Annotated in this window: 5 protein-coding genes; 1 reads left to right on the top strand and 4 read right to left on the bottom strand. The window is 33.4% G+C overall.

The window, feature by feature from the left end; all coding sequences use genetic code 11:
* The coding region (locus QZ659_RS05770) for a hypothetical protein (RefSeq protein ID WP_291723276.1) at nt 1–584 on the bottom strand (584 nt) is incomplete at its 3' end.
* 174 nt (nt 585–758) lie between these two features.
* Here QZ659_RS05770 and QZ659_RS05765 point away from each other — a divergent pair.
* Nucleotides 759–1,826, top strand: coding sequence for a ferredoxin--NADP reductase (locus QZ659_RS05765; RefSeq protein WP_291723273.1), 1,068 nt, complete (start codon nt 759–761; stop codon nt 1,824–1,826).
* A gap of 85 nt (nt 1,827–1,911) precedes the next feature.
* Here QZ659_RS05765 and QZ659_RS05760 read toward each other — a convergent pair whose 3' ends face one another.
* From QZ659_RS05760 to QZ659_RS05750, 3 genes are read right to left on the bottom strand one after another with little or no spacing between them, the layout of a single operon-like run.
* Nucleotides 1,912–2,433: a Crp/Fnr family transcriptional regulator gene (locus tag QZ659_RS05760; RefSeq protein ID WP_291723270.1), complete on the bottom strand. Its 522-nt coding sequence runs from the start codon at nt 2,431–2,433 to the stop codon at nt 1,912–1,914.
* Between the two features lie 28 nt (nt 2,434–2,461).
* Nucleotides 2,462–3,157 (bottom strand): metallophosphoesterase family protein, encoded by a 696-nt coding sequence (locus tag QZ659_RS05755; protein ID WP_291723267.1) that lies wholly within the window; start codon nt 3,155–3,157, stop codon nt 2,462–2,464.
* Nucleotides 3,158–3,216: 59 nt separating this feature from the next.
* On the bottom strand, nt 3,217–5,856 hold the full coding sequence (locus QZ659_RS05750; RefSeq protein ID WP_291723265.1) for a DNA gyrase/topoisomerase IV subunit A: 2,640 nt from the start codon (nt 5,854–5,856) through the stop codon (nt 3,217–3,219).
* Nucleotides 5,857–6,001 lie beyond the last annotated feature (145 nt).

The following is a 6,001-nucleotide window of genomic DNA, read 5'->3' as shown; positions in this document are numbered from 1 at the left end:
ATAGAAGTAATCGTACCTTCAGTATCGGTTTGGAAATAAATGTCTTGAAAAGCTTCAAAGATAGTTTTGAATTTTATATCGTGTTCTTTTCTGTCCAAACGAACTAAGGCTGAAAGAATCATTTGATGAAAACAATCTAAAAAACTGACTGTACTATCATCTATATTTTTATAATTTTGAGCTGATATACAAACAAAAATATTTAATAACTGACTGGTTTTTTGAAGTGGGAAATACAAAAAATGGTATTTCTTGTCTTGTTGTACACAAATAATTTTTCTTGGTCTGTTACCTTTTTGAGCGATTTCTTTATTCAATACTTGCATTGAATTTTCATCTATTAAGAAATCCTTTTGGGTATATTTTTCTGAAAAAAAAACTTGGTTTTCTGATAAAGCAATAGAAAATTGGAGATTAAAAACTTTTTCTAAGTGTTGGGAGATAGACGTATATAATTCACTAAAAGACAAGCAACTATTTACTGATTTCAAGAATGAAAACAACGCTTGTGCTTGGTCTTGAGAAGGTACAGAAAATTCAGAAGTTGCCAAGGAAGAAGAAGATAATATTTTGGTTTCTGTCATGAAAAGATGTTTTTGCTTTCTCTAAGTTCTAATGATTATCTTTGCAAGTAACTTAAATTTAAGAAATAATTGTGAAGCACCACACTAAATTTTCAAAAAAGTGAGACAATAATTTTTTATAGGTCTATTTGTAGAAAACTTAACCATTTATATTCAAAACATTAATTCTGATTTATGTCATCTAATCGTTATCAAACTTTAAAAATAAAAGAAATTGTAAAGGAAACTCCCGATGCAATCACCATACACCTCAAGCAACCTCTATTTCGTAAAATTCCTTATTATGCAGGACAGTTTTTAACACTTATCGTAAAAGATGAAAACGGTAAAAAGTATCGTCGTGCTTATTCATTGTGTTCTGCTCCTCATTTGGATAGTACACTTGCCGTAACAGTAAAGCGAGTAGAGGGTGGAGTGGTATCAAACTTATTAAATGATACTTTAAAGGCTGGTGAAAAGTTAGAAATTATGGAGCCAATGGGTAATTTTGTTTTGAGAACCCATCCAGACAACAGTCGTCATATTGTGCTTTGTGCTGGAGGAAGTGGTATTACGCCCTTGATGTCAATGCTAAAAGTAGCTTTAAATTATGAAAAAAATAGTGTTGTTTCCTTGATTTATACGTGTAGAGACGAGGAGAATATTATTTTTAAAGACCAGTTGGATAAACTGAAAGAAAAACATAGCGACAGGTTGAATGTAATCTATGTCTTGACACAGCCTAAAACAGATATATCTACAAAAGAAAATCATTTTAAAGGCAGAGTTACAAAAGATTTTATCAAAACCACTTTAGGAAACTTGCCTAGCAAAAAGGAAAGTATTTTTTATTTGTGTGGACCAGAGGGAATGATGCAAACCATAGAGGAAACACTTTCTGAAATGAATGTAGATAGTAATACAGTTCATAAAGAAAATTTCTTTGCACCTGTTGCTGAAGACACAGATAATGTTGTTCCAGACGGTAGAAAAAACGTTATTATTTCGCTCAATGGAGAGCAATTAGAAGTAGCTGTTGATGCTAAAAAGACAATTTTAGAAGCTGCCTTAGATGATGAGATTGATATGCCTTATTCTTGCCAAAGTGGACTCTGTACGGCGTGTCGTGGACTTTGTTTGTCAGGAGAAGTAACTATGGATTCTAATGAAGCTCTTAGTGAAGCTGAAATTACAGAAGGCTATGTTCTGACCTGCCAAGCGCACCCACTTACAGACGATGTAAAAATAGATATGGATGCTTAATCTGTGTTTTTTCCATAACGAAGGGTTTTCAAACCCTTCGCTATGAAAAAAATCATCTTGCCGTTGTTCGTGTCTCTAACAACGACTAGTTTTTAAAATACGAATGATTTAACTCAAAAATGCCAAAAGATTCTCTATATGCATTAAAGACTTTTTGAATTTGTTCTTGCTGATGCTGTGCCATCATTTCATACATTTTTGATTTTATACGAGGATATTCCTCAAATATTTCTAAGATATTGGCAAGTGGCAAGATATAAAGCTGTGTAACAGCATCCGAACATATTGCATTGTAAAGCCTATGTGAACCGTGTACTAGACAATTTTCTCCAAAACAGTTTCCTTCTTCTATTTTTCCTAGTTCTTCAAAGCGTTCTCCAATATCTAATTCTAATTTAATCTGACCAATTTTTACAATATAAAGTGCTTGACTTGGGTCATTTCTAAAGAAAACAACTTCTTCTTTTGCATAATTTCTCAAATAAAGATTTGGCAAAAACACCATTAGTTCCTCATCTGTCAGACAAGAAAATAAAAGCATTTTCCGAAGGAAATTCATTAGTTGTTTGTCCTTTGAGGAGTATTTACGAGCAAATGGATTCCACATATACCAATTAAGAGTTGAGGATTAAAAATTATATATCTAAAATGCTTTCAACATTTTCTTGTATCAAAACTTCATAAGAATCTAAATCAAGACATAACAAGTTGCCCAAAAACCATTTGTGTTTGTAAACACATCCATTATCTAAGCAGATAGAAGGAGCGTTTCTTTCAATATCTACCAAAATATCGTTTAAAAATGTTGGGTTGTGTCCAAAGATAATCGTTTTGTTTTTGAAAAGAGAGTTTTTAGTAGCATCATTTATAGAAAAATCTCTTATCCAAAGCATAGATTCAGTATCTAAAAATGGAGTTTCATCATTAAGATTAAATCCTGCATGCACGAGCAAAAAATTATCCAACTCATAGAAATAAGGTAAGCTGGACACAAAATCATAATGCTTTTTATCAAATTCAGTTACTTCATTTTCATATTTGTCGTCTTCCAACATCATTTGTTCGTGATTGCCACGCAGAGGAAAGATTTGATACCCTTTTTTACTCTGTTTTTCTTGAAGATTAATAATCAAATCTAAAACTTCTTTGCTATAATTACCTTTATTGATGTAATCTCCTAATAGAAAAAGCTGGTCATTTTCAGTTAGCTGTATTTTTGATAAAAGAGCTTCAAATGTCTCTAAACAGCCGTGAATATCTGGAATGACAAGCCTTCTACCCAAACTGTTTTTAGGAATAAACTTTGAAATTTTTGAATGTTGGATTTTCAAATTGTAAAATAAAATATATATCGTAGGGACAATGCATGCATTATCCCTACAAAATTGATTTAACCAAAAAGAGAATCATCTTTTCCATTTTTAGAATCATTATTTTTTATATCTCCCTTTACAGTTGGGTCAAATAAAGATTCTGCTTTTGAAGGCTCTGGCTCTACAAAATTAGCTTTATAGATAGCAGGTTCTTCTAGTTTTCTACCTAACGCTCTCCAGCCTTTTATATCCTCTAAAGTATGAAGCAAATAAGAAATTTTAAACTTCTTACGATTTTGCTGATAGAAAATTTCTACTTTTAAGTTCTTGCTTTCTTCTTCTTCAAAATACACAGCCAAAACTTCAGATTTTTGATGTTCTGGCACAAAGGTAAATTCTTTTCCAACAGTTGAAGTCTCTATTTTAAAACGTTTGATGTAGTGATTTTTTCCTTTTCCATCGTAGTAAACAGCCGAAATAATTGCTTCTGGGTTGAATTTCTGAATAGAAAGTACTCGTTTTACATCATAACGATTGGTAAGTTCGTAGTTGGTTTGTTCGTAACTTCCATCTTTATAAATAACTAAAATTGTATCTTCATTATCAAAATCGCCGAGCTTTTGACCTATTTCATCTTTGTTGAGCGTTCCAGTTACAGTGTCGTAATAGATTTCTAATGCTCCTAATGTAGATTCTCCTTCTTTAGCAAGTTTGATTCTACGAACTGGATATTTTGTAAGCTGATTTCCTTTTACACCACGTCCTTTTATTTCTAATTCGGCAAAATTAAAGTCAAAGTTTTTGATTTTTGCTTTACACGCATTTGACAAAAGAATATTGATAACTTCGGCTTCTCCGTTCGGATTGGCAGAGAAATAATGTACTTTAGAAAGTTTGTGGTCGCTGGCAAGGTTGTATTCTCTTTCACGAGTTACCCCCAAAACTTGGAAACGTTTGACATACGTAATGCCTTTTTTTCCGTCTAAATATGCCATATTATACACCATTCGCTCATCCCCTTTTCTAAAAACATCTACGTGAATGATATTTTTTCCTACAAAAACTTTATCAGCTACCTTCACAACTTGCATTACACCATCTTCTCTAAAAATAATAATGTCGTCTAAGTCTGAACACTCACAAACAAACTCGTCTTTTTTCAAACCAATTCCGATAAAGCCTTCCTTACGATTTACATAAAGTTTTGCATTGTTGGCAGCTACTACGGTTGCTTCAATATTGTCAAACGAAGAAATTTGTGTTTTGCGTTCTCTTCCTTTTGCATATTTTTTCTTTAATTCCTTGAAATAATTGATAGAATACGGCGTAATATTTTCTAAATTATAACGCACCTCTTCCAATTCTTTTTCCATTTTGAGGCGCAAGTCGTCTGCTTTTGCTGTGTCGTATTTGGAAATGCGTTTGATTTTGATTTCTGTCAGTTTCGTAACGTCTTCATCGGTTACTTCTCTATAAAAATCTTTTTTGTAAGGTTCTAAACCTTTGTGAATAGTCTGGATAACTTCTTCCCACGTTTTGGCTTCTTCTATTCGCTTATAAATCCCTTCATCTATAAACAGCCGTTCTAAAGAAGAGAAAAATATTTTTTCTAAGAGTTCGGCTTCTCTAATTTCTAATTCTTGCTTGAGCAAATCACGTGTAAAATCTGCACAAGATTTTAACATTTCATTTACATCAATAAAATGAGGTTTGTCATCAATAATCACACACGCATTTGGAGAAATAGAAACTTCACAATCTGTAAAAGCATAGAGCGCACTCATCGTAACGTCTGGCGAAGTATTGGGCGCAAGCTGTACCAAAATTTCTACTTCGGCTGCTGTATTATCGATTATTTTCTTGATTTTTACCTTGCCTTTGCTATTAGCTTTCAAGATAGAATCTATCAAACTTGTCGTTGTTGTTCCGAAAGGAATATCACGAATAGCAAGCGTAGTTTTATCAACTTGTTCCATTCTAGCACGTACACGCACTTTTCCACCACGTTTTCCTCCGTTATAATTATCTATATCGACAAAACCACCTGTCGGAAAATCTGGATAGAGATTAACTTTTTTCCCTCTAAGCGCATCTATAGAAGCATCTATGAGTTCTATAAAATTGTGAGGCAAAATTTTGGTAGAAAGTCCGACAGCAATTCCTTCTACACCTTGTGCCAAGAGCAATGGAAATTTTACTGGCAGCGCAGTAGGTTCTTTTTTTCTACCATCGTAAGAGAGTTGCCATTCAGTAGTTTGTGGGTTGAACAAAACATCAAGTGCAAACTTAGACAAACGAGCCTCAATATAACGAGAAGCTGCTGCTCCATCGCCTGTACGAACATCTCCCCAGTTTCCTTGTGCGTCGACGAGTAAATCTTTCTGTCCCATATTGACGAGCGCATCTCCAATAGAAGCATCTCCGTGTGGGTGGTACTGCATTGTCTGACCAATAATATTTGCTACTTTATGATAACGTCCGTCGTGCATTTCGTTCATGGCGTGCATCAATCGGCGTTGTACAGGCTTCAAGCCATCTTCTATGCGAGGAACAGCACGTTCCAAAATTACATAAGAAGCATAATCTAAAAACCAGTTTTCATACAGTCCAGAAACAGGAAGCACATCAGAAGCTCCATTGCCATTTAAGGAATTAAAGTTTTCTGTATGTTCTTGTAACTCGTCGCCTGCGTGTCCATTCGTATTTTCTGCACTCATATATTTTCTTTTATCTTTAGTTCTAGTAGTTTTTTATTGCTAAAAATATTAGTCAAAAGGTTTTGTAAATATCTTTTGATTTATAACAAGTTTACAAATTTACACAAAATACAATAGAATGCTAAATTATTTAGCAAAATATTTT

This window comes from Bernardetia sp. (assembly GCF_020630935.1).
Taxonomy (GTDB): Bacteria; Bacteroidota; Bacteroidia; order Cytophagales; family Bernardetiaceae; genus Bernardetia.
Note: the sequence above shows the minus strand (reverse complement) of the source record. Positions and strands in the feature narration are given on the sequence as shown.

What these genes read in the sequence shown, in the direction of transcription:
- QZ659_RS05765 (WP_291723273.1), top strand. Translation starts at nt 759, where the DNA reads ATGTCATCTAATCGTTATCAAACTTTAAAAATAAAAGAAATTGTAAAG.
- QZ659_RS05760 (WP_291723270.1), bottom strand. Translation starts at nt 2,433, where the DNA reads ATGTGGAATCCATTTGCTCGTAAATACTCCTCAAAGGACAAACAACTA.
- QZ659_RS05750 (WP_291723265.1), bottom strand. Translation starts at nt 5,856, where the DNA reads ATGAGTGCAGAAAATACGAATGGACACGCAGGCGACGAGTTACAAGAA.